The sequence below is a fragment of the Candidatus Accumulibacter necessarius genome (assembly GCF_036625085.1).
Genome location: NZ_JAZKUM010000002.1, coordinates 663,985 through 690,187, shown reverse-complemented (window position 1 = coordinate 690,187; position 26,203 = coordinate 663,985). Strand labels below are relative to the sequence as shown.

The following is a 26,203-nucleotide window of genomic DNA, read 5'->3' as shown; positions in this document are numbered from 1 at the left end:
ACACAGCCACCAGCCTGCCGGTGAAAGCGCGAGATCTGTTTCCCGATGCGACGGCGCGCCAGTTGCTGACCGTCAGCGGGCTGGCAAGCTTCGATGCGCTATGGTCGCTGCGTGCCGACTGGCATGAAGCGCCCAACGAGCGACGCGGTGGCTGGAGCGGCGTCAGTCGCCATCTGCTGGCCGACGGTAGCGCCATCTTCGTGAAGCGACAGGACAACCACCTCTGCCGGACGCCGCAGCACCCGTTCCGCGGCATCCCGACGTTCTATCGCGAGTATCAGAACATCTTGCGCCTGCATCGACATGATATCGGTACGGTTGAGGCGCTCTATTATGGCGACAGGCGCGAAACCGGCCACTGGCGTGCCATTCTGGTAACGCGGGCGCTCGACAGCTTCATGAGCCTCGATGAATGGAATGCCAAGGCCGCGCAACATGTGCAACAGGAGCGCCAATCATTGATTGCTGCCACTGCCTGCGCCTGCGCTCGCCTCCATCATCACGGCCTGCAGCACAGCTCCCTGTACGGTAAACATGTGTTTGTACGTCGCACCCCGAAGGCGAGCAGCGCTTATGAGGAAAGCGATGTGTGCTTCATTGATCTGGAAAAGCTGCGCAAGCGCATCAGCCGTGCGCGAGTGAGCGCCCATGATCTGGACCAATTGATGCGACACACGGGCGGCTGGAGTGATGAAGACTGGAGCGCGTTCCGAGCCGCCTACCGGCAACAGCTTTCTGCCCTGAAGGGCTAGTCGTCACCCCTCTGGCTTGGCAAGTCTTTGGCGTCCGGATTGATGATGCCGAAGCGGGCCGGAATGCGGGTGAAAAAAATACGGACCTTTTCCCGGCGGATCAGATCCAGCAGCCCTTGCTCTTCTTCCGCGGTGACAACGAACTCGACCTCGATGCTGCCGCTTCCAGCCAATTCAAAAAAGTGGTCTTCGTGTACGGTATGACGTCGCCCAAAACCGCCAATTGCACGGAACGCCGAGCCGCCCCGAATGCCGAGTCTGTTGCCCTGGTCGAGCAGCCACTCCCAGAGGAGAACGCCGCGATGGTGCTCGTTTTCGCCTACGTAGAACCTCAGGAATGATCCGTGCATGATTCTCTCCCTCAGCCTGCCATACCCTTGATGCATTCTGGTACCCGATACCGCTTCCGCTGAGTAGCTGCATCAACTCGCACTCCTCGCCCAAGCGAATGTGGCAATGCCGGCAAAGGTCATCAAAACCGATCCCATGACATGGGTAGCGACGATACCAAGAGCCCAGGAGATGCGCCCTTGTTGCAGCAGTGTCATCAGTTCCGCAGAAAAAGTTGAAAATGTGGTGAGACCCCCGCAAAAACCTGTAATCACTAACAGACGCCATTCGGGCGCGAGCGCCGAGAACGAGGCGAAAAAAGCAATCGCCAAGCCTATCACGTAGGCACCGATCAAATTGGCAACCAGCGTGCCAAGCGGAATGGTCGGAAAGATCGCGTTGAGCCTGGTTCCAAGTTGCCAGCGTAACAAGGCACCGACCACAGCACCGACGGAGATGGCGAGAATCGATTTCCACATACATCTGCCCTGAGGACATGTCAGCCACGCGGGCAGTCTGCAAAAGAACCCCTGCAACTCAGCCCGGAACCATACATGCCATAAGCCGTAGTCCGGCGTTTAACGGAGGAATACTGACTCCCATCAGCTCAATATAGCACTGGAACTTGCTTTCTGAATAGTTGCTCCTTGCGGGACGTGGGTTCCCGCCAGAGCGTGCCAACGTGGCCCGGAATTGAATCGGGCGCGCTAGCTCGCGCTACGGTCACGAGAAATCGAAATCAGCCAAACCAAACAGCTTCCGAGTAAACTGCACAAGCGGTCGGCAAGCGTGCGGCAACCCCACCTGCAGCCCTTGGCAGGGCCAAATCGAGGGCCCCTTTGGCACCCAGCTTCAGGCATGCCTTCGACAACTCAGAGGACGGGCTCAATTGGCAAAGGCGTCATCTATGCAGCGGACGATATTCGATACCCCCGTCGTCAACTCTTCCATGCACTGGCTGTCCCGGCTGCTGTTATGGCTGACCGGATGGCACGTCGAGGGGGTCGCGCCAACTGCGCCGAAGTATGTGCTGATTGCAGCGCCACATACCAGCAACTGGGATTTCCCCTTGACCCTGATGGTGTGCTTTGTCTTGCGGCTGAATGTTCACTGGATGGGAAAAGCGAGCCTCTTCCCTCCCATTGTTGGTCGTGTGATGACTTGGCTCGGCGGCATCCCGGTGCACCGAGAGCGGGCAGGAAATCTCGTGCAGGGCATGGTCAGCGCGTTTGCCTGCAGCCCCCGAATGGCCATCGTTGTTTCCCCGGAAGGGACGCGAAGTAACGTCGTCCACTGGAAGACCGGCTTCTATTACATTGCCCTCGGCGCTGATGTTCCTATCGCCCTGGGCTATCTGGATTTCAAGGACAAGGTAGCGGGCATAGGCCGCCTGCTTCAACCGTCGGGCAACATTTCCGCAGATATGGCCGAGATCCGGGGGTTCTACGCTGACATCACCGGCAGGAACGCATAGTAACGCGCGAACCAATTGCCTGCGATCCGCGGTTCAAGGCAGCAGTTCTCATTTCAAATTCCATGGTAGTGGGTGTTGAGGGTAAGGACTGTTGGATGGGGTAAGTCAGCCGGTGTCTGGGGCGTTGGGAGCGAGGCGCTGCTGCATGAAGCGCATGAGGTGATCCCAGTCATCGAACGGCAGGTACTGTAGCAAGGCGCGCAGGTGTTCGAAGAAGGTGCGTCGGGAGGGCAGCAGGCCGCGCACCTTGGCGTAACGGGTGTCCATCCAGTCCAGGGCGGTATGGACCAAGAAGGCCAACAAGATCAGTGTAGCGAACAGGTTGGCCAAAAACTGCTTGCCGTGTCCGAAGTTGTGGTCGAAATGGTAGCCCTTGGTCTTGAGGGTGTTGTTGTTCTCGTGGCAAGTCGGCCGGAGGAGTTGCACCCCCGGCCTCTCACAGAACGGTGCGTGAACCTCTCGATTCACACCGCTCCCATCAAGCAAACGCACCGACCATTCCTTTCTGCCAATGCACGAAGAGATACGGCTGCGTCTCGGAAAGCTGTTCGAGAAACCTGCTCGCCCGTATCTTGTGGCCCTTCAGCCGTCTGTACTTCCTCATCGCCCAAGCCACCAACGTCTTGTTGAAGTGCCTGAAGACGGGGTACATTGCCGACCGATAGAATCTTCCGTAATACGCGAGCCAGCCCCTCAGGACTGGATTGTGCAGTCGGGAAATGTCGGCTAGGCTCAGCTCCGTCCGATTTCGGTAGCTCAGTTTGCGTGTCGTTGCCCGCATCGCCGTAATCGCTTTGTTGCTGACCGCCGGGGTGAAGCTCACAAACAGGCTGTTGCGCTTGCTGTTCTTCACCACCCTTGGCCGGAAGGTATATCCGAGGAAATCAAACTGCGTGACCGGATACCTCCCCTTGCGACTACCGTCTTTGCAGTACACGATCTTGGTCTTGTCCGGATGCATCTGCAGGGCGCATTGCGCAAACCTTGCATCGAGCGCCGCCATCAGGGCCTGCGCCTCCTGCTCGGTCCGACAATGGACCAACCCATCATCCGCATACCGGCACCAGGGGTTGTCCGGATAGTGTTTCGTCATCCAGACGTCAAACGTGTAGTGAAGGAACAGGTTGGCCAACACCGGACTGACGACGCCGCCTTGCGGTGTCCCCCGGGTACGTTCTACCCGGGTTCCGTCCGCCTGTTGCAGCGGCGCAGTTAGCCAGCGCCTGATATACAGCATGGCCCATTCACACTCCACGTGCTTCTCGAGCGCCTTCTCCAGCAATGCATGGTCGATGTTGTCAAACAGGCCTTTGATATCAAACTCTAGAACCCAAGAATACTTCCAGCATCGTTCCCGCGTTACCCCCACGGCATCCAGCGCCGACCTTCCGGGCCGATAACCGTAGGAATCCGGTAGAAACTTGGCTTCAATCCCGGGCTCTATCACCCGCTTGACAACCGTCTGCGCCACACGATCTGCCACCGTTGGAACACCCAATATGCGCTCCCCGCCATTCTTCTTGGGAATGGCAACCGCTTTGACCGGCGGCGGAAAGTAGCTTCCCGACGACATCCGGTTCCAGATCTTGTACAGGTTACCCTTCAGATCCTTCTCGAAGTCGCCGATCGATTCCTTATCCACCCCTGCCGATCCCGCATTGGCTTTGACCGCTTGATACGCTTCGTACACCAGCCATTTGTCAATGGCAAATGGTTTTGTTGCACTCATCCGTTTCCTCCTGTTGCCAGTTGAACGCCAAGTGCAACCGCTTGATCCGACCCCTTTGCTCCAGCCGCATTACCAGCCTTCATCGCTCGTACGGGTCGGTCCGTCCCAGTGCTCCGCATCGGTACTCTCGCCTCGTGGTTTCTGCCACTTGTGCTTCTCCCTTGACATCGGAACGACTGGTTCCCGCAGTTCCACACAAAAGCCTGGATCAGCTTCACGCCTCCTATACGCCGGCCGCCGCTTGCCCAGTAGTCAGGTGCCCGGCAAGCTTGTCCCAGAAGATAGAAACGCCCCTGGTTTTGACGACAAGTCTCTGGATTACGACGCGTCAGCGAAGGTTCACTTTCGTTCGTCTCTCTGATCCTTACCTGCTCGAGGTACGTCCTCGACGCTTTGACCCCAACGCTCACCACCACGGCTCTTGACCGCAGCAGCTTGGGGTGGTTTGAGGCCCGCTCCTGAAAGCCGACCCCGAGGGACCTACCCTCATCTTCCGTGTAGCTTCTACACAGTTCGTCAGTCCATTACGAACTTCCTTTCTGTGTGCCTGCGGCACACTCTCGATTTTCCAACGCGCCCGCCCGGCGGAAGCCAGAGCGGCGACGTTATGGTCGGTGATGGCATGCGAGGTGGCCCAGGCGTTCTTGAAGACGATGGCACCGCGGGCATCGGTGGTGACCAGTTCCAGCCAGTTGGCCATCACGGCATCGTCCGTGTTGCGCAATGGCACTTGATGGGCATAGCGATAGGTGTCGGTAAAGTGCTTCTTGCCGACGCGTCGCGCCTGTACGACGCGGCCGAGTTGCTCGTTGCGCTCGAAATCGCCGACCCACTCGTAGAGCGTGGCATGGGATTCGGGCTTGCAGGTGAACAGGAAGTCGGCCTGTTGCGCCCGCACCCGCAGGCAATGCGACTGATGGCAGTACAGGTCGTCGCCCAGGTAGGTGATGCGCCACGGGCGGTAGTGCTCGCCCCAGCGCGCCAGCCAGCGGGCCGCGGCGGCCAATTCGCAGTCCTGCTTGTCCTGGCCGTCCTGGGGTTGCACGAATTCCGGCGGCAACGGGATGGCGTTCGCCTGGCCCGGCGCCACCAGCACCGGCGTCACGGCAAGGTGGCGATAGAGAACCCTGTCGTTCTTCAGGCGCGTCTCGCTGCAACCGGCACAGGAAATCTTTTCCGACGAGAAGAAATCAGTGCCGTCCAGGGCAATCAGCAAGGTGTCGTTGAGCGAGCGAAATCCCGCCAGATAGCCTTGCTGGTACAGGGCATCGCCAATCTCGGCCATGACCGGGTACACCGTTTCCGGCGGCACCGGGTCCAGCAGATTGCGAATCTGGTTATCGCAGGGAATCTCATGCACCCCGAACAGCGAAGAGGCATTGTTCCGCCCCAACTGCTTCTGCATCCTGACTTGGCTATCGAGGAAGGACGGACTTTGCGAGAAAAACACGGCGAAGGCCGACAGGGCCGCATCCTCCATCTCATAGAGCCGGGCGTTGCTCTGCTTACGCCCGTCCGGCAAAGCCCGGAATGCATCCCGAACCTTCTCGATCAAGGCGATGGCGGGGCTCGGCAGGGGGATGGGGGCAACGGTCGAAATGGGCTGGGCACCTGAAAATCATCAATACTTCGATCAAGTTCGAGGTTAACACTATAACACACTGTTTACCAGCATTATTTTAAAAAACACCCGGAGTTTCCCTCAATCTTCATCGCCCAAGTCTGCCAATCCGCGTGCGCCAACCTACGCCAACAGCCGCATTGCTTGGGTTTGAAATGAGAACTGCTGGGTTCAAGGACAAGGACGCTCGGATCACCCACCGCACCAGTCCATACGCGAGTTCCTCGTTCGCCTGCCAATCACACATGCAGCAGCAGGTGTGCAGTAGTTCCTTCCCTTTCTAGGCCGCAATCAGTGAGACTTCGAACAGAGGTCACAATTGCGCCTTCGCCATTTGCGCCTCAGCCTTGACGTAAGCAGCGGGCGCCAAGGCGACTGACAAGCCGCTGGGCGATCTCATCCGTCTGTCGGCGCGAGAGTCGGGTGAACAGGAGATGGAAATGAAGGTTCTGATGGTAATGGAAGGCAACGATTGTGCTTTGCAGATCGAACCGGAGGACGAGGAAGGGCGGGCGCTGCTGGCGGCCTACGGCGTGAGGGGGACGTTCAAGGCGAAGCTTGGAACTACGTCCGGTCTGCTGAACGTATCAGCGGCGCAGATTTGCGCGAGCTACGAGGGAGAACCTGCAGAACTCGACTGAAAGCCCTCAGCCATGAGATACCCACAGCAGTCAAGATGGACGAATAGACGCCCGCTGGTAAATGACGGTTTGGTGTTCCCTCAAGGGCAAGTGGGTGCCGATCGCGGACTCACGACTATGCGGAAGCGACGGTAACTGGAAGTATCTCTGAAGAAGCAAGGGCAGATCAATCATCGACAATAGCGGGCACTCGGGCCGCTACGTGCCGTTCGCAGCCCGCGCGGGAACGACATTCGGGCTGCGTGTTACACTCCAAGCCCAGCCTTTTCCGCCACCGCGCGCCCAAGAATGCCAACAGCAAGAAAGCAAGCCGCCCCCTCCCTGAGTATCTATTTCCGCCTGCTCAGCTATCTGCGACCGCTGCTCGGCCTGTTCGCGGTCAGTCTCCTCGGCTACCTGATGTTCGCCTCATCACAACCGATGATGGCCGGGATTCTGAAGTACTTCGTTGATGGATTGAACGCCACCAGCGGCGTCATGCCGCACGCACCTCCCCTGTTTGGCGATCTGCCGTTGGTCTACGCGGTACCGCTGCTGCTGGTCGTTGTCGTCACCTGGCAAGGGATTGGCTCCTTCCTTGGAAACTACTATCTGGCAAGAGTCTCGCTGGGCCTCATCGATGACTTGCGGCGCGCTCTTTTCGATAGCCTGCTGCGGCTGCCGAATAGCTATTTTGACCAGCACAACTCGGGGCATCTGATCTCACGCATCACGTACGACGTGACCATGGTCACCGGAGCGGCGACCGAGGCCATCAAGGTGGTCATCCGGGAGGGGATGACGATCGTCTTCCTGTTCGGCTATCTACTTTGGATGAACTGGCAGCTCACCCTGTTACTGGTCGCAATCCTGCCCATCATCGGCCTCATGGTGAGCAGTGCAAGCCGGAAGTTTCGCAAGCAAAGCAGGAAGATACAGGTCGCAATGGGCGACCTCACCCATGTCGCCTCTGAGACCATCCAGGGCTACCGGGTAGTACGCAGTTTTGGTGGCGAGGATTACGAATCAGCGCGCTTTCGGGCGGCAAGTGCGGACAACACGGCCAAGCAGTTACGCATGGTCAGAACAGCCGCAACCTACACACCTGCACTTCAGTTTGTCACCTTCAGCGCGATGGCGGTGCTGCTCGTCCTCGTTCTCCTGCTACGCGGCGATGCTTCGGCCGGCGACCTGGTCGCGTACATCACGGCCGCCGGCATGCTTCCGAAGCCGATTCGCCAACTTTCGGAAGTCAGCGCAACGATTCAGAAGGGGTTGGCAGGGGCCGAGAGCATTTTTGCCCAGCTCGATGAAACGCCGGAGCCAGATCATGGCATGGTCGAACGGGATCGTGTCAGCGGCCACCTGCAGGTGAAAGAACTGTCCTTCAGCTATCCGGGAAGTACGCAGCCGATCTTGGACAGGATCAGCTTCTCGGTCAAGCCCGGGCAAATGCTTGCCCTCGTCGGTCGTTCCGGCAGCGGCAAGTCGACCCTGGCCAGTCTGATTCCCCGCTTCTACAACCACGACTGCGGCCAGATTCTGATCGACGGCGTTGACGTCGAGGACTACACCTTGCGCAACCTGCGCCGGCACATCGCGCTGGTCACGCAGCAGGTAGTGCTCTTCAACGACACCATCGCCAGCAATATCGCCTACGGTGATCTGTCCACGGTGCCGCGGGAAGCGATCGTAGCAGCGGCCGAGGCCGCCTTTGCCCGCGAGTTCATCGACCACCTGCCAGCCGGCTTCGACACTCTGGTTGGTGAGAACGGGGTGATGCTCTCCGGTGGGCAGCGCCAGCGTCTGGCGATTGCCCGCGCACTCCTCAAGGATGCGCCCATCCTCATCCTCGACGAGGCAACTTCGGCCTTGGACAGCGAATCCGAACGCCACATCCAGAGCGCCCTCGACCGGGTGATGGCCGGCCGGACGACGCTGGTCATCGCGCACCGCCTGTCGACCATCGAGAGAGCCGATCTGATCCTGGTCATGGATCAGGGACGCATCGTCGAACGGGGCACCCACGCCGGTTTGCTCGCCGCCAACGGTCACTACACGCGACTGCACGCGATGCAGTTCTCCGAAGCAGCGAGCAACGCGGCAACCGCGGCGGGCTGACAAGCGCCGCACAAGACGACCACGACCGTCTGGCAGAAAAATCAAGTCCCTGGTAGCCGATCGTCAAGCCAACGCTGGAGCCGGGACCCGGCGGGCCAGTTGCGCAGCAGGCGGGCACGGTCGCGCTGCCAGGCACGCGCATGCGCCACGGGCGACCGATGCTGGACGACCGCATCAAGATCAATGAGCAAGACCCGCCCCGAGTACCAGAGAAGATTTGTCGCTTTCATGTCACCATGGCTGATACGCGCCTTGTGCATCGACTCGAACAGATTGAGAATTGCCCGTCCCACTTCTTCGGACGGTTCGCGATCGGCAGATAGGTGGCTCAGCAGATTCGTCCCCGGGCAGAATTCGCTGACCAGCCAGGCACGCCGGCGCAGCGGCCCAAGCCGTTCCTCGATCAGCGCCAAGGGTGCCGGCGTCGGGATGCCGAGAAACTGCAACCGGTGTGCTTCGCGCCATGAATGCCAGGCCCGGCTCGGACGCCACGCGCGACCCAGCGCGTGGCTCAAGCTCTTGAGATTGTAGCGCTTGATCAGCAGCACGCGACCGCCGATGACAGCCCTGACCACAGTGCAGGTCCCACCATCCTTCAACGCGACGCCAGCGCTGATTGCACCATCCGGAGAAGCCAGCACCGATGCAAGTGGCTCGGCTTCCTGACGACGCACTACACTGAAGCGAGTCGCACTGCGCTCGACTGCGAAAAGCGTACAGTCGCGGACGGTCTTGCTGAGAAAATCCTGCAGCCGCCAAGCTCTGACCCGCGCGATCTGTCCGTGCAAGGCCGGCACGTCAAGTAGGGCACGGCCGGCTCCAACTGCGTAGGACGATAGCAGCGCAGCCTGGCCATCCCATTCTGCGGGCAACTGCGCCAGCAGAACAGCCAGATTGGCACTCGCACGCGATGGCGTCAGCGCCTGTCCGCGACTGATGACGCGTACCGCATCACCGTCGACGACGAACAATTGGCCTTCGTGAAACAGGAAATTGCCAAGGTGCAGGTCTTCCTGAACTAGGCCGGCGGCGTGCAGACGCCCAAGCATGGTCATTACCGGACCCACTATGGCCAGCGCTTCGCCATCCCCCGGCTGGTGACCAGCGACGCGCACCCAGGATTCGACCACGCTCTCGGCGGGATCGAGAAAGGTCGTCAGCAGAGCGTATCCTCCACCGGCCATCGGCATGGCGGCGACCAGTTCGGGTGTTGGCACGCCGGCCAGGACCAGTGCCTCAAGACCCGCCCGTTCCTGCTGCCAGTGCTTTTTGCAGCGACGTCCAACGAAAAGCTTGGCGAGTACCCGGCTGCCCTCCAGTTCCGCCTCGCCAACCAACCGCTTGCCTGGCAGCACACGCAGCAATCGCTGCATGCTGAGCTGACGTCCATCGGCGAGCGCTACCCGGAAAGGCAAGGCCGGACCGCGGCCAGCTGCCTGCAGGCTATTGGCGACGGTGAACGTAGCCAGGGTCATCATCGGTCACGCCGTATTCTCGCTGCCAACACAGCAAGCCCGATCTACTCGCGTCCATGGAAAAACCTGACGATCCTGCCGATCCTCTTGCGGTCCTCATCAGTCACGCGGCCGTGGCGCGCGTAGTCCAGATAGAAGCGCAGGCGCTGGCTACGGGACAACCAATGTCTGGCCAGCTTGTCGAGACAGGCGAGGTCCTTGACGATCCGGTAGTCAAGCACCACGCCGCGGTAGTAGCCGCCGCTTGGACAGTCGATCAGGTAGACGGTCGGCGAAGCTCCACCATCGACCAGCAGGTTGCGCCATTTCAGATCATTGTGCGCGAAGCGGGCCGCGTGCAGCGTACGCGTGATGTCGGCAATCTGTCGCGAGACGCGCGCAACCCAACCACGGTCACGCAGTCGAGGATCGTTGGCATGGGCCATCTGCGCCAGATCGACCGTGTCGGGGATTTCCTCGGTTACCAGCGCGCCGCGGGTGAAACCACCGCAGCGACGTTCCAGACCATAGGCAACCACCATCGCGGTGGGTATTCCCCAGTCCCGAAAGGCCTGCAGGTTCTGCCATTCCGCACGCACCCGCGGCGGGCCAAGCCAGCGGCGCGTGCCGAACCAGCGGCGGATGCGGTTTTTCCCGGTGCCGCTGTAGCGCTTGACATAATAGCGCTTGCCACCGGCAGTGACGCGCAGCACCCGGCTCAGTGAATCGTGCGCAATCAACTCGCCATCAAGAGAAAAGACGCGATCAATGTCGCCGAAAAGGACTGCGGCCAAGCTTGAGGAGAATTCCGGATTCAAGCGCCAATAGATCATGTCATTTCACCGGCGGCGGACTTGCGTGCGAACCGTGCCTGCAAACGCAGCGCTTCACTGGCCAGGCCAGAAAGCAACGCCGTCTCCTCGCTGAGAACATGTCGCAGCGGCCGGGCAAAATACGCCGCCACGAAGCGCAACAGGTCACGGCTCGTCAGGCCGATGTCCAGCGCCGAAAAATACAGGGCGGCCAGATCCTTGTCGCGCCAGCGGCGGGGTGTTCTGGCTCTGACCTGCGCCCGATGGAGGTCGATCAGCGACAATCTAAGCCTCTCCGCTGTCGGCGGCGGATCGAGATGGAGAAGAAAATGACAGATGTAGAAGTCACGATGATTGACGCCGCCCGCGTGCATTCGCCTCGCCATCTCGGCCACCCGGGTGATCAGTACGCGTTTCAGGCGAACGGGCGGGGGAAGTTCTACCCAGTCGAGCGAATAGTCCTCCAGACTCACGGTGGGCGCCAGCTCTTCGGTCACCAGGAACGAACGCCGTCGCGCCGGATTGTGGCCTCGCTGGCCATAGGCAACAGCGCGCATGCTGTCGACGCCGAGTTCGCGCAGCCGCTGGATCGCCCGCCATTCATTCTGAGCGCCGAGGACGGGCAGACGCAGCGAGAGGAGATTCTTCAGCATCTCCGCCCAGCCGATGCCGTGATGAATCTTCACGAAATAGCCTCGCCCCGCAACTTCAGTGCGCAAGGTGCGGCGCCCCTCCAGCTCTCGGAACACCTCGCCTTCGAGTGCTTCGACGGCGACGAAGGGATCTTTTCCCGCCCACAACGAACGCCAGGGCTCGTCGAGAACAAGCTTGTCAGAGTTCATTGCCGCTCTCTCAGAATCACGTTTGCTGCACGCTCGGCATTGCTGTAAATGTCGGCATGCCCGGCATATGACAAGCCATTGGCGCGCCAACGCCGGCGTGCCAGCTCGTCAGCCAGCATCCGCGCCAGAAAGGCGTCAAGACGCGCTTGCTCGAAGGGCTCGGGGACAACCATGCCGGCATCGGCGTCGGCAACGTAATGAGCATAGCCGCAGACGGCGGTGGTGAGCACCGGCAAGCCGGCGACCACCGCTTCGAGCAGCACGGTGCCAGTGTTTTCGTTGTACGCGGGATGGATCAGTAGATCAGCGCCAAGCAGGAAACGCGGTATGTCGCTGCGTCCGCGTAGAATGCTGACGCGATCGGCAAGCCCCAGAGCTCGCGCCTGGGCACGGAACGGCTTCGGATCATCGTCACCGATCGCGATCAGTCGGCAACGACCGCCAAGATCTGGCGGCAAGGCAGCGATCGCTTTCAGACTACGGCCCAGACCTTTCGTCTTGAATCCCGAACCGATCTGCAAGAGCAGTAGATCGGTCGCATCCAGACCGAACTCCCGGCGGAATGCGACCCGGATTTCTGGCGCATTGGCCGGCGCCCGGCGGTCCAGAGCTATTCCTGGCGGCAGCAGGTGAAAACGCTCGTCGGCTGTCTGGTAGTACTTCTGGAACAGCGGCTTCTGCAAAGGCGAAATCATCAGGATCCCGGTTCGGCTATGCGCCCCGAAAACTGCACGCTCGTAAGCAGCAAAATGGCGATAGCGCCCGGACATGCGGTAAAGCGGGCCGCGCAGCGTCTGCGCCTTGTCTTCATAGCAGGGGTCCGCAGCAAAATAAACGTCCAGGCCAGGCATCTTGTTGAAACCAACGACCCGGTCGGCTGGATTTCTTGCCAGATGATTCCTGACCCAGGTACTGAACTTCTCATAGCGGCGCTGATTGGTCAACGCCCTGACCGGCACCAGCACGACGTCGAAGCCCTCAGGGATCTCTCCACGCCATTCCAGTGTGTATACCCGAACGGCACAGCCGCGCGCCTGGCAGGCGAGCGCGATGCGCAGAAAATCCCGCTGCAGGCCGCCGAAGGGAAAGAACTTGTAGAGACAGAAGGCAGTCTGCATCAATGACATCCAGCACCGACGCCAAGCGACGGGAGCCGATACGCCAGGTCACTCACCCCTGACCACCCTCTTCCGGGACAGGCAGCACCCGGCCACGCCCCTTGTAGCGGTTGTAACCCCAAAGATACTGAGCTGGACATTGGCGAACCAGTTGCTCGATCTCGTGATTGATCTGCTGCGCACGCTCCTCGATGCTGCCGCGGATCGGCTGCGTCGGCTCCTGCAGGCGAAAATGGTAACCCGCGCCAGCGGGCAAGCGCTCCGCCCAGACCATGATCACGGCGGCCCCGCTCTCGGTCAGTCGCGCGGCCAGAGTCATCGTATACGCCGGTTTGCCAAAAAAATCGAGCCAGCGTCCTTCGCCTGCCTTGGGTGCCTGGTCGGGCAGCATGCCAACTGCTTCGCCTCTCCTTAGTGCCTTGAGCAGGCTGCGTACGCCGGACAAATCGGCGGCCGCCAAATGGAGTTGTGGTCGCGCCCGGCCAGCTTCGATCAGCGCCTGCAGCCAGGCCTGGCGAGGCTGCCGGTAGAGAACAGTGATCGGTGCATGCGTAGACAGATACTGTGCCGTAATCTCGAAACAACCGAGGTGCGGCGTCAGATAGAGGATTCCCTTGCCATGGCGGGAGGCTGCCTCAACCAGTTCCCAGCCGGACACCTCGACGACACGAGCAGCCGTTTCGCCAAGCGGCCGCAACCAGATCTTTACCAATTCGAGTGCGCCCTTGCCCGCTTCACCGACAGCCATCGCCCGTACCCGCCTGGCCTCCGCCTCACCGAGCGCCAACCGCATGTTTTCGCGCATATGCCGGCGGTAGGTGGCCGACAGCAGCCAGGCCAGCCAGCCAAGCAGTGCGCCAAGCGCATGCAGCCACGCGAGCGGCAAACAGCTGAGAATGCGGGACAGGGTGATCACGCAGCAATCCGTTCGTGAAAAAGTTGGCAAAGGGCGATCAGAAGTTTTGACCAGCCGAACGAAGAAAAACTATAATTATCCATCCGCCGAGTTAATCAAGACAACTTGCAGGGCGGAGGGAGCCACAGACCGGCCCCAAATACTGCTAAAGCGTCGTCTGCTCGAACCCCGAAGCCGGCCACGCGACCGTTTCGGGGTTTTTTTTGGAGCAGACTTAGCGTGAGCAAAGAGTACCTATTCACTTCGGAATCGGTTTCCGAGGGCCATCCGGACAAGGTTGCCGACCAGATATCGGATGCCATTCTCGACGCCATCCTGGCCGACGATCCGCCCGCGCGCGTCGCCTGCGAAACCCTGGTCTCGACCGGGTTGGTGGTGATATCGGGCGAAATAACCACCAAAGCACACATCAACTATCGCGAAATCGCACAGGAAGCCGTTCGTCGCATCGGCTATGACAACTCCGAAATCGGTTTCGACTACAAGAGCTGCGCCATTCTGACAGCAATCAACCGTCAATCGCCGGATATCGCACAAGGGGTGAACGAGGGCCAGGGGATCGATCTCGACCAGGGCGCGGGCGACCAGGGGCTGATGTTCGGCTACGCCTGCAATGAAACCCCGGCACTGATGCCACTACCGATTCATTATGCGCACCGGATCATGCAGCGCCAGGCCGAGGTACGCCGCGACGGCCGCCTGCCCTGGTTGCGCCCGGACGCGAAAAGCCAGCTCACCGTCAGGTATGTTGATGGCAAGCCAGTGTCCATCGACACCATCGTCGTTTCGACGCAACATGATCCGGACGTATCACACATCCAGATCTCGGAAGCCATCATCGAGGAGGTCATCAAGCCCGTACTGCCTAAGGACCTGTTGGCTACCAACACCCGCTACCTGGTCAACCCGACCGGGCGTTTCGTGGTCGGTGGCCCCCACGGCGACTGCGGTCTGACCGGCCGCAAGATCATCGTGGATACCTATGGTGGCGCCGCAAGACACGGTGGTGGCGCTTTCTCGGGCAAGGACCCGTCCAAGGTCGACCGCTCGGCTGCCTATGCTGCGCGCTACGTGGCCAAGAACATCGTCGCTGCGGGTCTGGCCGACCGCTGTGAAGTGCAGGTGGCGTACGCTATCGGCGTTGCCCGACCTGTCTCGCTGATGGTCAACACCTTCGGCACCGGTCGCGTCAGCGACGAAGTGATCGTCGAACTGATCGGCAAGCACTTTGATCTCCGTCCGAAGGGCATCATTCAGTCACTCGACCTGCTGCGCCCGATTTACCGCAAGACTGCTGCCTACGGGCATTTCGGCCGTGACGAACCCGAGTTCACCTGGGAGGCCATTGACAAGGCAGCGGCCTTGCGGGCAGACGCCGGTCTCTAGGCTCATCCCGGTATCACGGGGGAAGGGACCCGCTGTGCCCCTTGCTCCCTCTCTTACCCTCGGGACAGGTGTAGACTAGTGCTTCCCGAATCAGGCGCATCAGCCACGACATCGAGATGCTCAAGCGAATCAGCGTTCAACAGCTTGCTGTTGGCATGTACCTCAAAGAGTTCTGCGGTTCCTGGATGGAGCATCCCTTCTGGCGCTCGTCGTTTGTCATCACCGACCCGAGGGACATCGATAGCGTCCGGGCAAGCAGCGTCAAGGAAGTGTGGATTGATTGCGAGAAGGGCCTGGATGTGGCAGGCGACGACCCGGTTGTCTCGGTTGCCGAATCGGAAGCGCAGGTCGATGCTGAGCTGGGCGGCATTGCCCACCAGGACCGCGAGACCGAGCGTGTTCCGAGTTCGGAAGAATTCGCCCGCGCGGCCAAGATTGTCGCAAAGTCTCGGCGAGCAGTCACCTCGATGTTCGAGGAAGCCCGCATGGGCAAAGCCGTCGACGCGACTGGGGCGCAACGTCTGGTGGAAGAAATATCCGACTCGGTGAGCCGTAACCCCGGGGCTCTGATCAGCCTGGCACGCCTGAAGACTGCCGACGATTACACTTATATGCATTCGGTTGCCGTGTGCGCACTGATGGTCGCGCTCGCCCGGCAGTTGGGCCTCGACGAAGAGCAGACGCGCTCGGTTGGCATGGCCGGCCTGCTGCACGACCTCGGTAAGGCGGCTATGCCGATCGACGTCCTCAACAAGCCGGGCAAACTGACCGACGAGGAGTTCGCGATCATCAAGTCGCATCCTCGGGCTGGCCATCGGATGTTGCTCCAGGGCAGCGGTGCCGACACCATCGCGCTGGACGTGGTCCTCCACCACCACGAGAAGGTCGACGGTTCAGGCTACCCGAAGCGACTGAAAGGCGACGAGATCAGCCTCTTTGCCAAGATGGGCGCGGTCTGCGACGTCTACGATGCGATCACCTCCAACCGGCCCTACAAGGCCGGCTGGTGCCCGGCCGAATCACTTCGCAAGATGGCCGAGTGGAGCAAGGGGCATTTCGACCCACGCGTGTTTCAGGCCTTTGTCAAGAGCGTCGGCATCTACCCGATCGGCTCACTGGTGCTGCTCAGTTGTGGACGACTGGGCGTTGTCACGGAGCAGGGCGACAAGTCTCTGCTCAGCCCGCGCGTCAAGGTCTTCTTCTCAACGCGAGCCAATGCACGCATCCGGCCGGAAGTCATTGACCTTGCACAACCCGGCTGTCAGCAGCAGATTGTCAGCCGCGAGGAACCAGCGAAATGGAGCTTCCCTGACCTAAACGAGATCTGGTCCGGCCTGCCGGACCTGCCCGGCTGATTTCTCAGCCGACTGGGTTGTCAGCAGCCAACGCTTCCCTTGGCACCGATCCCCACCCATTCCCGGCCATCGTCCTTTCCTTCCGGCTCGGCCAAGGGAGCTCCCATTCAGAGCGTCGCGCTGCGGTCACCGCTCACAAAGCCGCGCAGAGGTTCGCCGACGCCTTTGCCGAGGGCAATGACCTTGAAGAGTTCTCCCATTTCAGCCGGAGAAACCAGCTTTTGCACGGCGTTGGCGAGCGGCAGGTAGCAAAGCGAGTCGCCCACCGACGTTCTGGCCAGGATCTCCGTCAGCCCACAGTTGAAGAGAAAGCTCGACTGCGTCGTGTAACCCAGCAAGTCAAGACCCGCCTCACATCCGGCTTCGACGATGGCCGTGAAATCGACATGCAGCGTGATGTCCTGCAAGCCCGGCAGATAAAAGGGCTCGCCGTGTGCGTGATGGCGATAATGGCACATCAGCGTCCCGGCGCAACGCTGCGGATGGTAAAACTCGCGGCGTGGAAAGCCATAATCGATCAACAGTAACGCGCCGCGTCCGAGAACCGCCGCCCACTGAGCAACCCATGCCGGAGCAGCAAGCGAGATTTCGCTCAGGTAACCTGGGACGAACTCGCATTCGGCGGCCAGCGCCTGTGCGCGCTCCAGCAAGCGGCCGCTGGCTGGGCGATCGCGCCAGGCAAACTGTCCGTTGTCGACAGCGACTCCGCGCTCTGCAATTGCTTCCCGGTTCCACAGCACCAGATGTGCCGGCATCGCATCGAGTACCTCGTTGGCCAAGACCAGGCCGTCGAAGTGCGCCGGCAATCGGTCGAGCCAGAGCACTCGTGGCAGGAGGTGGGAAGCCTGGCGGCCAATGGTTTCGCACTGGCGCGCCCTCAATTCGCCGGACAGCTCGAGGATCCCGTAACGCTCAGGCAGCACGCCGCGCAGCTCCAGTTCGAGCAGCAGGTCCGCGGCGAGTTGCCCGCTCCCCGCGCCGACTTCAATGATCTGCGGACCACTCAGCACGAGCAACTGCGCGATTTGCCCGGCAAGCGTCTGAGCGAAGGCAGGGCAGAGTTCCGGAGCAGTCAGGAAATCTCCCGCGGCGCCGAACTTTTGCGCACCGCCCGCATAGTAGCCCATCCCGGGCGTGTAAAGCGCAAGGTCCATGAAGCGGTCAAAGCCGATCCACCCGCCGGCAGCATTGATCGAGGCTGAAATGTGGCGGCTCAGCGCCGCGCTGACGGCAAGCGCATCGGCCGTGGGGGAAGGCAACGACGCGGCGGCCTGCGGGGATCGGGTCAGCATCTCAGTGACACCTGAATGGATACGTGCCAAGGGCATGTCGGCAACGATACGCCGAGATTCGGTTTGAGAATGACCAACCGGGAAAGTCAGCTGGCGGGGGAAAGACCCCGACTAACCTGCTCTGGCGGTGAGCCACTGGCGCCTCTTCACGAATCGATAGCTCGGCAGCACTCAGTTACTCTTCGCAGCGCTCGAAGCAAACCTGTCCGTACATTTCGGGGTGTGTAGTCGCCAGCCAGTGCTCAGCTTCCGATTCAGCACGGTCCCAGGTTGCAGCCCGCAAGCTCACCAACTGCGTACGGCCATTCTCGCCCAACCATTCGAGTGTATAGCTATGGAAGCCGCCGCGCCTTTGCAGGCAGATTCTGCGCTTCAAGGTGGGCGACTCACGCTGTAGCTCGGCAGCCTGGCCGCCTGCCAACCGCAACCTGTAGACCGGCCCCAGACCCTGGTGCTGAACGACATACGCCTGATTCTCCGCGGTTTCCTCGATAACCAGCCACTCGGCGCAGGCCTCGATTATCGCGCCCTGGGGCTGACCGGTTTCGTCGCAAACGATCTCGGCCTCGACCGGGTGAACTTGCTCCGCGCCTTCTAGCAGTTCGTGCCAGGGCAAGCCGTGTCGAGTAGGCGGCGGAAATGGCAGAGCGTACTTTCCCTGGCGAATGCGGGCAAAAAGTGAAGACTTCCTGATATCTTCCAGGTCAATTGACGGGAAAGCCGAACGTGGTAGCGAGCGGAAGTTGCCTGCGCCCATGTAACCGACGTTCCACAGCGTTCGCAGCCATTCGGCCGTATCAAGAGCAATCTGGGCCAGTTGCTCGCCAAGTTCACCGTCACCGTGATCGACCGGCCCACCGCTGCTCGCCCGAGCGGCCAGCAATTCAGCTTCGTGGGTGCGCGCACGCTGGAGCTCATGCAGCAGGATACCAACCCACTCAGCATCGGATGCCGGGAGCTGGGCGGCGCGCTCGGCAAGCATCATCAGATCGTCAGCGTCGAGCGGACCATTCTCGTTGACCATCGCTCATTCTCCTCCCGTTAGCATGGTGACAGTTTACAGCGGCGCCAGCGGAAACGACTGTTTTTCCAGAAGCCAGGACAATAATCCGTTAAAATCAGATCCTTGTTGTTGCCATGCGAGACTCGGAAATGAGCGGAAAAACGATCTTGGTAACCGGCGCTGCCAGACGACTGGGCAGTGCAATCGCACGCGAGATGCATGCGACGGGAGCCAATATCATGGTGCATTATAATCAGGCCTCTGACGCCGCCAAGACTCTGGTTGCCGAGCTGAACTCTGTCAGGCCCTCTTCGGCAGCCTGCCTACAAGCCAACCTGCTAGAAATCGAGACCTTGGCAGGCCTCGTGAGCCGCACTATCGATCGTTTTGGTCGCCTGGATGCCCTGGTTAACAACGCATCGAGCTTCTTCTCCACGCCCTTGGGTAAAATCGACCTTGCTGCATGGGATAACCTCATCGGCAGCAATCTCAAGGCACCGCTGTTTCTCACCCAGGCGGCCGCGCCCCACCTGCTCGTCGCCCGCGGCGCGGTGGTCAACATCACCGACATTCATGCCGAACGACCGCTCGGCGGCTATCCGCTGTACTGTGCGGCGAAAGCAGGCCTGCTGGGCCTGACGCGTGCACTGGCCATCGAACTGGCACCACTGGTACGGGTAAACGCGGTTGCCCCAGGGCCGATTCTTTGGCCGGAGGACAACGTCTTTGACCGCGCCGCCCGGACAAAGATCGTCGCGCATACCTTGCTGGAACGTGCGGGCTGTCCGCAGGACATCGCCCGCGCGGTACACTACCTGCTTGAAGATGCAACGTACGTGACCGGACAGGTGATCAATGTCGATGGCGGTCGCACCGCACACCTGTAAAGCATCGCGCCATTGGAGAGGCCCCGTTGGAACCGTCGAACACCCTGCTGCGCCTGAGAAAGCGCCTGGAGAACAGTGCCGGTAAGGCGATTGCCGACTACAACATGATCGAGGAAGGTGACACCGTTCTGGTTTGCATTTCCGGCGGTAAGGATTCCTATACCCTGCTGACCGTGCTGATCGCCTTGTGCAAGCGCGCTCCGGTCGATTTCCGTCTGATAGCGATGAATCTGGACCAGAAACAGCCGGGCTTTCCTACCGATGTGCTACCGGGCTATCTGGCGAAGATCGGGGTCGAGTACCGCATCGTCGAGCAAGACACCTACTCGGTCGTCAAGAACATGATCCCGCCGGGGAAGACCACCTGCTCTCTCTGTTCCCGCCTGCGTCGCGGCGTCATCTATCGGACGGCCAAGGAAGTCGGCGCCAACAAAATAGCCCTTGGTCACCACCGCGACGACATTGTCCATACGCTCTTTCTCAATCTCTTTTTTGGCGGTCAACTCAAGGCGATGCCGCCCAAACTGGTCACCGACGACGGCGCCCACATCGTCATCCGGCCGCTTGCCTACTGCAATGAAATAGATATCGCGCGGTTCGCACGTGGCATGGAGTACCCGATCATCCCGTGCAATCTCTGCGGCTCGCAGGACAATCTGCAGCGCCAGAAGGTACGAGAAATGATGGCTGACTGGGACAGGCGCTACCCGGGACGCACTGAAGTGGTGTTTTCTGCGCTACAGAGGGTCATTCCCTCACACCTGGCCGACAATGCATTGTTCGACTTCAGGGGTCTGCGTCCTGGTGCAGATCTCGGAGAGCAGAACTCATGAGCAGCAAGGAAAAGATGCTGTCGGTGGTGTTTGCTGCAGTTGCCGGGAGTTCGCAACTATTTGGCAAACTCCGCGGTACTGAGGCGCTGCACGCCGTTGACCGTTGCATGAAGCGCATGGCGCGTGGTATCGACGGCTTTCACGGCCGCATCGTCAGGACAGGGAGAGATGACCTGACGGCGCTCTTTGATAACGCCAATGAGGCTTGTCAGGCAGCTATCGCCATGCAGCGGCGTACTGCTGACCTGCCGCCGGTTTCCGGTATCCAACTGGCAATCCGTGTCGGTTTTCATCATGGCCCCGTGATCGAGGAGAGCGGCGAGATCCTCGGTGACTGTGTCAACACCGCCGAGTGGTTGGCTGGACTGGCCGAGTCCGGGCAGATCTTGACCAGCGCTACAACACAGGCTTCATTGTCGTCCCATCTACAGTCGTCGACGCTCCCCCTGGAAAGCGCATTGACCAAGGATCTGCCTGCGGAAAGGCAGGTTTTCGAAATCCTCTGGCCAGAGCCGAAGATGGAAGCGCCCAGAGTAGTCGTTGAATCGCCAGCACCCACCCGAGAGCGCGAACTACGGCTTTGCATCCGCTACGGGCATTTTGTGAAGCTGCTCGACAAGCACCGGACGAGCGTGGTCATGGGCCGTGATACGGGCTGCGAGATCGCGGTCCACAATCGGCGCGCCTCACGCAGTCACGCGCGGATTGAGCGACGAGGGGGGCACTTCGTACTCATCGACCTCAGCACCAATGGCACCTTCGTCACCGTCAACGGCGAGCAGGAGCTGTTTCTAAGGCATGACCAGTTTATCTTGCGCGGCAGCGGGGTCATTTCATTTGCGGCCTCGGCGGGCAGTCCGGCGGCAGACATCGCCGAGTTCGAGCATCTGTGAGCAAGAGACAGGAGCCCGGCCCGCACTGCCCCGATTTCCCGCCCCGTACCTCACGGCGGCAAGGCGCGAGCAATTACCAGCAATGAGACCTGCGCCGCGCCGTGCAACTTGACGGTACGGGCCAGTTCATCCAACGAGGCACCGGTAGTCATCACGTCGTCAATCAGGAGCAATCGCTTGCCGGTGAAATCTGACGAGCAGTGAAAGGCACCACGAACGTTCTTTTCTCGTTCGCGCCAAGGCAGATCAGCCTGGGCAACGGTGTGACGGACCCGACTGCAACTGCGAAAGTCGATAGGCATCTGCCACGCGCTGGCAACCGGACGTGCCAGTTCGAGGGCCTGGTTGAAGCCTCTTTCCCGAAGACGCAACGGGTGCAGGGGCAAGGGGATGATCAGGTCCGCCTCGGCGCTTGCGCTCAGTAGCGCAAGTTGTCGACCAAAGTAGCTTGCGAGAGCCAGACGATGCCCATACTTGAACGACTGAACCAGCTTGTCAATTGGAAAACCATAACAAAAGGCGGCGAAGGTCGCATCGTAGTGTGGTGGCTTGGCGAGACATCGACCACAGACTTCGCCTTGTGGTGTCGGCAGGGCGCAAGCTGGGCAGCGCGGCGCGGGCAGCTGCGGCAGGTCGCGCTCACAGGCCTCGCAGAGGAGACCAGAACCGCTTTCTGCCCGGCACAGCAGGCAGTCCTGGGTCAAGAGCCGCGCGCACGACCTGCGGACCAGTCGGGCAGTTTGCGTTAGAATTGGCAACCTGCGAGTGCTCGTAGAAAATCCATGGCATCGGGCCTCAAATCACTCCAACCCCTAGGTTTAGAACTCATGAACGCAATTCCTCAAGCCACCACGCTCACTCGCAAAGATACCGAACCAGCCCGCGCAGCCCGCTGGACGGTCAACGAAGTCGAAGCGCTCTACCAACTGCCCCTGATGGATCTGATCTTCCGTGCGCAGCAGGTGCACCGCGAAAACTTCGACGCCAACGAGATTCAACGCTCAACGCTGCTCTCCGTCAAGACCGGCGGCTGTTCCGAAGATTGCGGCTATTGCTCGCAGGCTGCACGCTACAACACTGAAACAGAGCGCGAAGCCCTGCTGCCGCTCGATGAAGTGCTTGCTGCAGCCCAGGCAGCCAAGGACAAGGGCGCCTCGCGCTTCTGCATGGGCGCAGCCTGGCGTGGCCCCAAGGACAAAGACCTGGCGAAAGTCAGTGAAATGATTCGCGCTGTCAAGGGACTCGGTCTGCAAACCTGCGTCACCCTCGGAATGCTCAAGGATGGCCAAGCCAGCGAGCTCAAGGAAGCCGGGCTGGACTACTACAACCACAACCTCGATACCGATGCCTCTTTCTATGGGCAGGTGATCACCACGCACAAGCACGCTGACCGCATCGACACCCTCGGCCAGGTACGCGAAGCTGGCATCAAGGTCTGCTCCGGCGGAATCATCGGCATGGGAGAGTCGCGCAGGAACCGCGCCGCGCTGATCGTTCAGCTCGCCAACCTCAATCCGCCGCCGGAATCAGTGCCAATCAACAATCTGGTACCGATTCCAGGTACCCCCCTGGCCGATGTTGCACCCATAGACAGTTTCGAGTTCGTGCGCACCATTGCTGCCGCACGCATCACCATGCCACAAAGCTTCGTGCGGCTGTCGGCTGGTCGGCAGGCAATGTCTGAAGAACTGCAGGCGCTATGCTTTCTCGCTGGCGCCAATTCGATCTTTTACGGTGACAAACTGCTGACCACCGGCAACCCCGAAGCCGACCGCGACGAAGCGCTGTTCGACAAGCTCGGGCTGCGACCAATCTGAACCTTGATGAAGGCGCCGGCGCAGTTCGTTGATCAGCGCCAGGTCCGACGGAATTTCGCGCGTGCGGCATCAACCTATGATCAGGTGTCGGTCCTGCAGCGCGAAGTCGCCAGTCGCATGCTCGAACGACTCGACTACGTGCGCATCGAGCCGCAACGCGTGCTCGATCTCGGTTGCGGCACCGGCGCCAGTCTCACTGCTCTCCAGGAACGTTACCCAAAGGCGACCCTTACCGGGGTCGATCTCAGCGACCCGATGCTGCGTGCGGGCCAGGCACAGCGCTCACGCTTGCGCTGGGTCCTGCCGTTTCTCCGCGGCCAGCGGCCACTGCTGCTGGCGGCTGACGCGACCGCCCTGCCCTTCAGTTCCCAGTCAATCGATCTGCTATGGTCGAACCTGATGCTGCACTGGCTTGACGAGCCGCTGCTGGCCTTCCGTGAAGCGCACCGGCTGCTCAAACACGACGGGCTGCTGATGTTCTCGACTTTGGGACCGGACACGCTCAAGGAACTGCGGACCAGTTTTGCCGATGGTTATGTCCATACCCAGCGCTTCACCGACATGCATGACTACGGCGACATGCTTGTCGGGTGTGGCTTTGCCGATCCGGTAATGGATGCCGAGATCCTGACCATGACCTACGCCAGCTTTGACGACCTGCTCGCCGACCTGCGCCGGAGCGGCTCCGGCTGCGCGATGCGGGCTCGACGGCATGGCTTGATGGGGCGTTCCGCTTGGGCTGAGGCGCGCGCTGCCTATGAGCAGCTCGCGCGCGCAGGTCGCTTGCCGGCCACCATTGAAGTCGTTTACGGACACGCATGGAGAGGACGGCCGACAAAGACCGCCGATGGGCGGGCAATCGTCCGTTTCGATCCGAAGCAGCGCAGCCGCTGAGCAAGGCACAAGGGACGGGCCCGACCTACCCCGTGCCCGACCCTCGAACCGGCTTAAAGAAAGAACTCCTCGAGCCGCACAAAGACCTCATGTTCGGCACCGTGCCGGCGTACCGCCAGCACATCTTCAAGTTTCTCGACCTGCTTCACCATCTGGTCGAGGCGCTCGTCTTCGTTGACCAGCAGCCAGATGCGACTGGTCTCACCGCTACCCACCGGCATAACCAGAATGCCTTCAACGTTGTACGCCCGGCGTGAAAACAGGCCAACGACGTGCGACATGACGCCCGGGTGATTATTGACATCCAGCTCGAGCACTGTGCGCGCCAGCGCCTGGTTTTCCGTTCGTGTAAGCGAGTTCATCGTTCAGCCCCCGATCATTTCCTTGTTCGCCGCACCTGGCGGCACCATCGGCAACACCTGCTCATGCATGGCAATGCTGACGTGGATCAGCATCGGGCCGCGGGTCGACAACGCGGCGGCCAGTGCAGCCCGTGGATCAATCTCCGCATCGAGGTCGATGGCAGGCACACCAAAGCCCTCGGCAACCCGGACGAAGTCTGGCATGCCCTTGAATTTCGAGGCATAGATCCGCTCGCCGTAGAACATCGTCTGTTGCTGAAACACCAGCCCCAGCGACGAGTTGTTCATCAGCACTATCTTCACATTGACGTTCTCCTCGGCAGCGGTGACCAGTTCCTGGACATTCATCAGAATGCTGCCGTCACCGGTAAAGCAGACCACCGTCCGCTCCGGTTCGGCCAACGCTGCGCCGATCGCCGCCGGCATACCGAAACCCATCGTGCCGAGACCGCCCGAAGTCAGCCACTGCCTTGGCCGCCGCAGCGGATAGGCCTGCGCGACCCACATCTGGTGCTGACCGACGTCGGTGGTGATCGTCGCTTCATCGTCCAGGCAATCAGCAACCGCCCGGATCAGTCCGTAGGGCGTGCGGGGATCATCGACCCCCGGCATGCGTAGCGGCTGCGCCGCCTTCAGACTGGCTACTCGCGCCAGCCAGGCCTCGCGCAGCGGCGACTCGATCTTCGGCAGCAGCATCTCCAGCACCGTCTGCACGTCACCGGCGATGCCAACATGCGCAGTCTTGATCTTGTCGAGTTCGGACGGATCGATGTCGATGTGGATGATTTTCGCCTGAGGGCAGAAACCCGCCACCTTGCCGGTCGCGCGGTCGTCGAAGCGGGCACCGACGGCGATCAGCAGATCACATTCGTCGAGCGCGAGGTTGGTACAACGCGCCCCATGCATGCCAAGCATTCCCAGCGACAAATCGTGATCGACCGCCATCGCGCCGAGTGCCATCAAGGTCATGACAGTCGGCAGGCCAGCCTTTTCGGCCAGCCCCACAGCAACTTTTGAAGCGCCCGAATGCACCACACCGCCACCGAGGTAGAGAATCGGCTTCACTGCCTGATTGATCATCGCCGCGGCGCGCTCGACCAGTTCGACATCCGGCGGCGGGATGAGCTCAGCACAGCCCGGCTCGGGCCATTCGTCGACCTCGACGAGTTGGTTTTGCACGTCCTTCGGAATGTCAACCAGCACCGGGCCGGGCCGACCCGAGGCGGCAATGCGGAAGGCACGCGGCACGATATCCAGTAACTGGTCGGCCGAGCTGACCAGGAAATTGTGCTTGGTAATCGGGATGCTCAGGCCGTAGGTGTCTACTTCCTGAAAGGCATCGGTACCGATCATCGCCCTCGGCACCTGGCCGGTGATCGCGACCAACGGGATCGAATCCAGCTTGGCATCGGCAACCGCCGTCAGCAGATTGGTCGCGCCGGGACCGGAGGACGCCATGCAGACCGCCGGCACACCGGTGACGCGCGCCATGCCCTGCGCCATGAAGCCGCCGCCCTGCTCGTGCCGGGCCAGCACATGATGGATCAGAGTGGACTTCGATAGGGCGTCGTAGATCGGCAGGATCGCGCCGCCGGGAATGCCGGCCAGCGTGCGAACGCCCTGCCGCTCGAGCAGGCGCACAACAATCTGTGCTCCGGTGAGGGTTTCGGGGGTTTTTTGGGACAAGGGAGT

General features: G+C 60.8%; 25 protein-coding genes and 1 pseudogene. 11 read left to right on the top strand and 15 right to left on the bottom strand.

Translation table 11 applies throughout. The features are described from left to right. The first annotated feature begins 20 nt into the window (after window positions 1–20). Window positions 21–752, top strand: a complete 732-nt coding sequence (locus tag V5B44_RS07555) for a lipopolysaccharide kinase InaA family protein (protein ID WP_332358465.1) — start codon at window positions 21–23, stop codon at window positions 750–752. On the opposite strand, the gene V5B44_RS07550 is transcribed toward V5B44_RS07555, so the two are convergent. Together V5B44_RS07550 and crcB are read right to left on the bottom strand one after the other, a co-directional pair. Further along, complete coding sequence (locus tag V5B44_RS07550; RefSeq protein WP_332358464.1) at window positions 749–1,102, bottom strand: DUF190 domain-containing protein; 354 nt, start codon at window positions 1,100–1,102, stop codon at window positions 749–751. The genes V5B44_RS07555 and V5B44_RS07550 overlap by 4 nt on opposite strands. A 72-nt stretch (window positions 1,103–1,174) precedes the next feature. Further along, window positions 1,175–1,561 carry a fluoride efflux transporter CrcB gene (crcB, locus tag V5B44_RS07545; protein WP_332358463.1) on the bottom strand — a complete coding sequence of 129 codons (387 nt, stop codon included), beginning with the start codon at window positions 1,559–1,561 and terminating at the stop codon, window positions 1,175–1,177. A 428-nt stretch (window positions 1,562–1,989) separates the two neighbouring features. Between crcB and V5B44_RS07540 the strand changes: the two genes are divergently transcribed. Next, a complete protein-coding gene (locus V5B44_RS07540) occupies window positions 1,990–2,556 on the top strand; it encodes a lysophospholipid acyltransferase family protein (RefSeq protein ID WP_332358462.1) in 567 nt (188 codons plus the stop codon). A gap of 105 nt (window positions 2,557–2,661) precedes the next feature. Here the strand turns inward: V5B44_RS07540 and V5B44_RS07535 are convergent. The 3 genes and pseudogenes from V5B44_RS07535 to V5B44_RS07525 all read right to left on the bottom strand — a co-directional run. Continuing rightward, window positions 2,662–2,958, bottom strand: a pseudogene (locus V5B44_RS07535) (ISNCY family transposase); the annotation flags it as partial. 76 nt (window positions 2,959–3,034) lie between these two features. Further along, the gene (gene ltrA, locus V5B44_RS07530) at window positions 3,035–4,285 is read right to left on the bottom strand and encodes a group II intron reverse transcriptase/maturase (RefSeq protein ID WP_332358461.1); all 1,251 of its coding nucleotides are present in this window, start codon (window positions 4,283–4,285) and stop codon (window positions 3,035–3,037) included. A gap of 406 nt (window positions 4,286–4,691) precedes the next feature. Continuing rightward, window positions 4,692–5,840, bottom strand: a complete 1,149-nt coding sequence (locus V5B44_RS07525; protein WP_332358460.1) for an ISNCY family transposase — start codon at window positions 5,838–5,840, stop codon at window positions 4,692–4,694. Between the two features lie 506 nt (window positions 5,841–6,346). On the opposite strand from V5B44_RS07525, the gene V5B44_RS07520 reads away from it, so the two are divergent. Together V5B44_RS07520 and msbA are read left to right on the top strand one after the other, a co-directional pair. Continuing rightward, window positions 6,347–6,547 carry a hypothetical protein gene (locus tag V5B44_RS07520; RefSeq protein WP_332358459.1) on the top strand — a complete coding sequence of 67 codons (201 nt, stop codon included), beginning with the start codon at window positions 6,347–6,349 and terminating at the stop codon, window positions 6,545–6,547. A 288-nt stretch (window positions 6,548–6,835) separates the two neighbouring features. Next, on the top strand, window positions 6,836–8,647 hold the full coding sequence (msbA, locus tag V5B44_RS07515) for a lipid A export permease/ATP-binding protein MsbA (RefSeq protein WP_332358458.1): 1,812 nt from the start codon (window positions 6,836–6,838) through the stop codon (window positions 8,645–8,647). A gap of 41 nt (window positions 8,648–8,688) precedes the next feature. On the opposite strand, the gene V5B44_RS07510 is transcribed toward msbA, so the two are convergent. The 5 genes from V5B44_RS07510 to V5B44_RS07490 are packed head-to-tail and all read right to left on the bottom strand — an operon-like array spanning window position 8,689 to window position 13,789. Continuing rightward, a complete protein-coding gene (locus tag V5B44_RS07510) occupies window positions 8,689–10,125 on the bottom strand; it encodes a lipopolysaccharide kinase InaA family protein (protein WP_332358457.1) in 1,437 nt (478 codons plus the stop codon). Between the two features lie 41 nt (window positions 10,126–10,166). After that, window positions 10,167–10,934, bottom strand: a complete 768-nt coding sequence (locus V5B44_RS07505; RefSeq protein WP_332358456.1) for a lipopolysaccharide kinase InaA family protein — start codon at window positions 10,932–10,934, stop codon at window positions 10,167–10,169. Then, window positions 10,931–11,755, bottom strand: coding sequence for a lipopolysaccharide core heptose(I) kinase RfaP (gene rfaP / locus V5B44_RS07500; RefSeq protein WP_332358455.1), 825 nt, complete (start codon window positions 11,753–11,755; stop codon window positions 10,931–10,933). The genes V5B44_RS07505 and rfaP overlap by 4 nt, the downstream gene beginning before the upstream one ends. Then, window positions 11,752–12,873 (bottom strand): glycosyltransferase family 4 protein, encoded by a 1,122-nt coding sequence (locus V5B44_RS07495; protein WP_332358454.1) that lies wholly within the window; start codon window positions 12,871–12,873, stop codon window positions 11,752–11,754. Before V5B44_RS07495 ends, rfaP begins: the two co-directional genes overlap by 4 nt. Before the next feature lie 52 nt (window positions 12,874–12,925). Then, complete coding sequence (locus tag V5B44_RS07490; RefSeq protein ID WP_332358453.1) at window positions 12,926–13,789, bottom strand: lysophospholipid acyltransferase family protein; 864 nt, start codon at window positions 13,787–13,789, stop codon at window positions 12,926–12,928. Window positions 13,790–14,008: 219 nt separating this feature from the next. On the opposite strand from V5B44_RS07490, the gene metK reads away from it, so the two are divergent. Then, on the top strand, window positions 14,009–15,175 hold the full coding sequence (metK, locus tag V5B44_RS07485; RefSeq protein ID WP_332358452.1) for a methionine adenosyltransferase: 1,167 nt from the start codon (window positions 14,009–14,011) through the stop codon (window positions 15,173–15,175). 116 nt (window positions 15,176–15,291) lie between these two features. Further along, window positions 15,292–16,530, top strand: a complete 1,239-nt coding sequence (locus tag V5B44_RS07480; protein ID WP_332358451.1) for an HD-GYP domain-containing protein — start codon at window positions 15,292–15,294, stop codon at window positions 16,528–16,530. Between the two features lie 107 nt (window positions 16,531–16,637). Here the strand turns inward: V5B44_RS07480 and V5B44_RS07475 are convergent, their stop codons facing one another. Both V5B44_RS07475 and V5B44_RS07470 read right to left on the bottom strand, forming a co-directional pair. Further along, window positions 16,638–17,822, bottom strand: coding sequence for a class I SAM-dependent methyltransferase (locus V5B44_RS07475; protein ID WP_332358450.1), 1,185 nt, complete (start codon window positions 17,820–17,822; stop codon window positions 16,638–16,640). Window positions 17,823–17,997: 175 nt separating this feature from the next. After that, complete coding sequence (locus V5B44_RS07470) at window positions 17,998–18,846, bottom strand: hypothetical protein (protein ID WP_332358449.1); 849 nt, start codon at window positions 18,844–18,846, stop codon at window positions 17,998–18,000. Window positions 18,847–18,974: 128 nt separating this feature from the next. Between V5B44_RS07470 and V5B44_RS07465 the strand changes: the two genes are divergently transcribed. Genes V5B44_RS07465 through V5B44_RS07455 form a run of 3 tightly spaced genes read left to right on the top strand, consistent with a single transcriptional unit; the run spans window position 18,975 to window position 21,438 of the window. Further along, the gene (locus tag V5B44_RS07465; RefSeq protein ID WP_332358448.1) at window positions 18,975–19,712 is read left to right on the top strand and encodes a pteridine reductase; all 738 of its coding nucleotides are present in this window, start codon (window positions 18,975–18,977) and stop codon (window positions 19,710–19,712) included. 26 nt (window positions 19,713–19,738) lie between these two features. Then, window positions 19,739–20,545, top strand: coding sequence for a tRNA 2-thiocytidine(32) synthetase TtcA (gene ttcA, locus V5B44_RS07460; RefSeq protein ID WP_332358447.1), 807 nt, complete (start codon window positions 19,739–19,741; stop codon window positions 20,543–20,545). After that, complete coding sequence (locus V5B44_RS07455; RefSeq protein ID WP_332358446.1) at window positions 20,542–21,438, top strand: adenylate/guanylate cyclase domain-containing protein; 897 nt, start codon at window positions 20,542–20,544, stop codon at window positions 21,436–21,438. Before ttcA ends, V5B44_RS07455 begins: the two co-directional genes overlap by 4 nt. A 50-nt stretch (window positions 21,439–21,488) precedes the next feature. Here V5B44_RS07455 and V5B44_RS07450 read toward each other — a convergent pair whose 3' ends face one another. Continuing rightward, window positions 21,489–22,142 carry a ComF family protein gene (locus V5B44_RS07450; protein WP_332358445.1) on the bottom strand — a complete coding sequence of 218 codons (654 nt, stop codon included), beginning with the start codon at window positions 22,140–22,142 and terminating at the stop codon, window positions 21,489–21,491. A 123-nt stretch (window positions 22,143–22,265) separates the two neighbouring features. Here V5B44_RS07450 and bioB point away from each other — a divergent pair, with 123 nt between their 5' ends. Together bioB and bioC are read left to right on the top strand one after the other, a co-directional pair. Then, on the top strand, window positions 22,266–23,255 hold the full coding sequence (gene bioB / locus V5B44_RS07445) for a biotin synthase BioB (protein ID WP_332358444.1): 990 nt from the start codon (window positions 22,266–22,268) through the stop codon (window positions 23,253–23,255). A gap of 6 nt (window positions 23,256–23,261) precedes the next feature. Next, the gene (gene bioC, locus V5B44_RS07440; protein ID WP_332358572.1) at window positions 23,262–24,149 is read left to right on the top strand and encodes a malonyl-ACP O-methyltransferase BioC; all 888 of its coding nucleotides are present in this window, start codon (window positions 23,262–23,264) and stop codon (window positions 24,147–24,149) included. Window positions 24,150–24,202: 53 nt separating this feature from the next. Here the strand turns inward: bioC and ilvN are convergent, their stop codons facing one another. Together ilvN and ilvB are read right to left on the bottom strand one after the other, a co-directional pair. After that, window positions 24,203–24,511: an acetolactate synthase small subunit gene (gene ilvN, locus V5B44_RS07435; protein WP_332358443.1), complete on the bottom strand. Its 309-nt coding sequence runs from the start codon at window positions 24,509–24,511 to the stop codon at window positions 24,203–24,205. Between the two features lie 3 nt (window positions 24,512–24,514). Further along, window positions 24,515–26,197, bottom strand: coding sequence for an acetolactate synthase large subunit (ilvB, locus tag V5B44_RS07430; protein ID WP_332358442.1), 1,683 nt, complete (start codon window positions 26,195–26,197; stop codon window positions 24,515–24,517). Window positions 26,198–26,203 lie beyond the last annotated feature (6 nt).

Excerpts from the sequence above, each read along its gene's own strand:
- V5B44_RS07550 (WP_332358464.1), bottom strand. The coding sequence starts at position 1,102 with ATGCACGGATCATTCCTGAGGTTCTACGTAGGCGAAAACGAGCACCAT.
- crcB (WP_332358463.1), bottom strand. The coding sequence starts at position 1,561 with ATGTGGAAATCGATTCTCGCCATCTCCGTCGGTGCTGTGGTCGGTGCC.
- V5B44_RS07540 (WP_332358462.1), top strand. The coding sequence starts at position 1,990 with ATGCAGCGGACGATATTCGATACCCCCGTCGTCAACTCTTCCATGCAC.
- ltrA (WP_332358461.1), bottom strand. The coding sequence starts at position 4,285 with ATGAGTGCAACAAAACCATTTGCCATTGACAAATGGCTGGTGTACGAA.
- V5B44_RS07520 (WP_332358459.1), top strand. The coding sequence starts at position 6,347 with ATGAAGGTTCTGATGGTAATGGAAGGCAACGATTGTGCTTTGCAGATC.
- msbA (WP_332358458.1), top strand. The coding sequence starts at position 6,836 with ATGCCAACAGCAAGAAAGCAAGCCGCCCCCTCCCTGAGTATCTATTTC.
- V5B44_RS07510 (WP_332358457.1), bottom strand. The coding sequence starts at position 10,125 with ATGATGACCCTGGCTACGTTCACCGTCGCCAATAGCCTGCAGGCAGCT.
- V5B44_RS07505 (WP_332358456.1), bottom strand. The coding sequence starts at position 10,934 with ATGATCTATTGGCGCTTGAATCCGGAATTCTCCTCAAGCTTGGCCGCA.
- rfaP (WP_332358455.1), bottom strand. The coding sequence starts at position 11,755 with ATGAACTCTGACAAGCTTGTTCTCGACGAGCCCTGGCGTTCGTTGTGG.
- V5B44_RS07495 (WP_332358454.1), bottom strand. The coding sequence starts at position 12,873 with ATGCAGACTGCCTTCTGTCTCTACAAGTTCTTTCCCTTCGGCGGCCTG.
- V5B44_RS07480 (WP_332358451.1), top strand. The coding sequence starts at position 15,292 with ATGCTCAAGCGAATCAGCGTTCAACAGCTTGCTGTTGGCATGTACCTC.
- V5B44_RS07475 (WP_332358450.1), bottom strand. The coding sequence starts at position 17,822 with ATGCTGACCCGATCCCCGCAGGCCGCCGCGTCGTTGCCTTCCCCCACG.
- V5B44_RS07470 (WP_332358449.1), bottom strand. The coding sequence starts at position 18,846 with ATGGTCAACGAGAATGGTCCGCTCGACGCTGACGATCTGATGATGCTT.
- V5B44_RS07465 (WP_332358448.1), top strand. The coding sequence starts at position 18,975 with ATGAGCGGAAAAACGATCTTGGTAACCGGCGCTGCCAGACGACTGGGC.
- V5B44_RS07455 (WP_332358446.1), top strand. The coding sequence starts at position 20,542 with ATGAGCAGCAAGGAAAAGATGCTGTCGGTGGTGTTTGCTGCAGTTGCC.
- bioB (WP_332358444.1), top strand. The coding sequence starts at position 22,266 with ATGAACGCAATTCCTCAAGCCACCACGCTCACTCGCAAAGATACCGAA.
- bioC (WP_332358572.1), top strand. The coding sequence starts at position 23,262 with ATGAAGGCGCCGGCGCAGTTCGTTGATCAGCGCCAGGTCCGACGGAAT.
- ilvN (WP_332358443.1), bottom strand. The coding sequence starts at position 24,511 with ATGAACTCGCTTACACGAACGGAAAACCAGGCGCTGGCGCGCACAGTG.